5 protein-coding genes are annotated in these 2888 nt (G+C 54.7%); all 5 read right to left on the minus strand.

Annotated elements, in window-relative coordinates; genetic code table 11:
• Positions 1-111 precede the first annotated feature (111 nt).
• Positions 112-645 carry a hypothetical protein gene (locus AC2VLY_RS14645; RefSeq protein WP_486892688.1) on the minus strand — a complete coding sequence of 178 codons (534 nt, stop codon included), beginning with the start codon at positions 643-645 and terminating at the stop codon, positions 112-114.
• Positions 642-1139 (minus strand): hypothetical protein, encoded by a 498-nt coding sequence (locus tag AC2VLY_RS14650; RefSeq protein WP_486892689.1) that lies wholly within the window; start codon positions 1137-1139, stop codon positions 642-644. Before AC2VLY_RS14650 ends, AC2VLY_RS14645 begins: the two co-directional genes overlap by 4 nt.
• The gene (locus AC2VLY_RS14655; protein WP_486892690.1) at positions 1136-1501 is read right to left on the minus strand and encodes a hypothetical protein; all 366 of its coding nucleotides are present in this window, start codon (positions 1499-1501) and stop codon (positions 1136-1138) included. The genes AC2VLY_RS14650 and AC2VLY_RS14655 overlap by 4 nt, the downstream gene beginning before the upstream one ends.
• Positions 1494-2480: a phosphatase PAP2 family protein gene (locus tag AC2VLY_RS14660; protein ID WP_486892691.1), complete on the minus strand. Its 987-nt coding sequence runs from the start codon at positions 2478-2480 to the stop codon at positions 1494-1496. The genes AC2VLY_RS14655 and AC2VLY_RS14660 overlap by 8 nt, the downstream gene beginning before the upstream one ends.
• Positions 2474-2888 (minus strand): disulfide bond formation protein B (locus AC2VLY_RS14665; protein WP_486892692.1); only part of this gene is annotated, 415 nt, incomplete at its 5' end. The genes AC2VLY_RS14660 and AC2VLY_RS14665, both read right to left, overlap by 7 nt.

Consider the following 2888-nt stretch of genomic DNA (forward strand, 5'->3'; position numbering starts at 1 on the left):
AGCGGTCCCTGTAGATCACGACCGCGCACGCCAGAAGCCAGACCAGCACAGCAGCCGCCACACTGTAGAGCACCTGCCGAATCACGGAATCCTTGAAAGATTTTAAGGCGCTCATGACTGCGGATCCTTATGCAGTACCAGATGCACCCGGCCAATGGGATGAAAGATCCACCACCACATCGAGAAAATGCCAATCATGAAAAAAAGAGGAAGATAAACAACGCCCATCGCCATGGGATTCACCGGCAAGGTGGCAAGAACCATCACCAACAGGACAAACAGCAGGCTATTGCGCCAGTTAAAACCCCACCAGCAGGCAAACGCTCTATGCCAGGTAGAGACTGGCTGGCCATCTTTCTGCACGACTTCCATGCGGATATGTTCGCTACGGATTTTAATGGGCTTGGTGATCATGTGGCCGGCCCAGATTAGCACGCCGTAAAACAGCAGAATGAATAAAAATATCAGGGTAAATGTCCGCCCCGCCTGAAGTGCCTGCGCCGGATCGTAGTGATGCAGGCTGATCCAGCCTTTTGCCGCCTCATTAGACACCACGCCGCCCAGCATCAGGAACACGGACATGCGCCAGAAATATCGCCAGAACATGACGATGCTGACATCGAGATCCAAGCTAAAAAGTCTCATATCGACGCCTCTCTGATCGCTGCCCAGGTATCCGATTCCATATCCGATACTTCTTCCCAATCCTTTTCTGTTGGCCCGGTCGCGGGATAACCCACGACTGCCCACAGAGCAGCCCGCAATGGTTCATCCAGATCATAGAATCGGATGCAACCTTCTATAGCCCCCATCATGCGCGGCAGCCAAATCTCATAATACTGGCCACAAGAACCCACATGGCTTTCGATGTCTTTAATAAGTTTTTCGGGATCCGTGATAGACCGCCGATGTTTTTCAAAAGCTATCGCCAGTCTGCTTGGCATATTCAGCTCTTTGGCCATATCTCGCCGCCAGTAATAGCGGGCAAGTCGTTCAATGATCGCCAAAGAATCATCACGTATGGAATCCAGATAATCCTCCGGAGAAACGCCTGCGATGCTGGCATAGACCCGTATTTGCGCCACGCGCACCGCCGCGTCCACATAGGCCTCTATTTTGCTGTTGTGTGACTTTCTCACGATAAAAGATCCTCAAACATATCGAGCTGCGCTTCTGCATCCTGCTTCGATTCCGTATGAGCCACAGGGCAGGATTCCAAATCCATATTAGGTTCCTGGCTTTTCTCACGGGGCGGATAAATTGGGCCAAGCCGCTGCGCGGTAGTCCGGATATGGGCCTGATCTTCCGGGCTTCCACGATAGACCGGCCCCAGATAAGCCTCAGCCATTTCTTGCCCCCAGCGTTCGGCCAGATGGTCCGAATAACCTGCCATGACCGCATAGGCACCCAGAGCTTTCCGCCAGGCCAGAATCCAGGCTTCCTGATCGGCATCGAGGGCGGGGATGGATGGCAGGCCGTTTTTCTCCGTACTTTCAGGCATGATCCACCGCCGTTGATCTTTGAGGCCGCACGAAGTAGATCGTGGCCAGGGCGATAGCGATTCCCGCCAGCACGTCCACGCCATAGTGCCCGCCCTGCGATGGCGCGGAGAGGATGATGAGCAGGTTCAGCATCAGGAATGGATACCGGAGATATTTCCAGGACCAGGCACCGGCAGCACAGAGTACGGCCAAAGCTGCATGAAAAGACGGGAACACCACCAGCCCTTGTGGATCCATCAGATTGATGGTGTGTAATGACCCGTTGCGAAGATCCGCCATGACCGGTACATAGGCCGTGTGCTGCATGACCGGCAGATGGTAAAAGACGAAAGCACCCCTGGCGGGCATGAGCAAACCAATGGCAATACAGGTCGTGGCAACGGCTGCGTACCAGATGACCAACCGCCGGCCTGCACGCACATGGCCGCTCAAGGGCAAAACAACGATCAGCGCGGCAATCTCTATGGCAAGAAGCCCGTAAACGGTTTTCAGGATCGTGTGCAACAGGGCAGCGTGCTGTACGAAGCGATACCAGTCCATCCAGTGAAAACCCAAGGCCAGATCCCAGGATACAAAGGTTTTATCCCACTCCGGCAGAACAATGGATCCGGTCAGGATGTAATCCATCACCGCAAGCGAGGCGTTGATAAGCACAAAAGTACCCAAACCCAAATGCGTCTGCATACCGATGGCCCGTTTTTTGCGGTTTTCGGGTGTGGCCACCTGTCCGGCATAAAAAGCATACCCCAAAAAGCAGTAGGCAATCAGCACCGTCACGTTGATCATCATCGGCGTGCCGGTGAGGGTGTAGTTCGTCACCTGAAACAGAACCAGATTGATGAACGCCAAGGCCAAACCAATCCGCAGTTCTGGCCAGGTCAGCAACGTCTTGATGCCGCGCTGAAAATCACCTATCCACACACGCGGTTGGAATTGCGATGACGGTTGCGGCAGGCGCGATTGCAGGTATTTCAACATGATTTCTCCGTGGGTTTTTCTGTTTGCCCAGCCCAGAACATCAGGGCCAGCATAAGCAGCACGGCAAAGAGCACGCCCGCATCCAGGGCTATCGACCAGGGACCGAGTGTTTGCGATCCCGCGACCGCACAGGATGTGTGCGAGAACAGGCTGCAAAAGCCAGTGAGGGTATGGGCGGCATGGTGGATCTCCGCAAGTTGCAGGAAGACCGCAGTAATACCGAGAAGGCTGGACGCGAAGGCGACATCCGGACGCCCGGTAAGAGGACGAAGGGTAAAGGTGGCATAGAGCACGCCAACCAGGGCGATTCGCTCGATCCAGCACAGGGCACAAGGCTGCCAGCCCTGGAAGAACTGCAAATAAAACACCCAGATCAACGCGCTTCCGGCGAGGATGCCGGAAACCATG

The organism is Acidithiobacillus sp. TH-A36 (assembly GCF_057473445.1).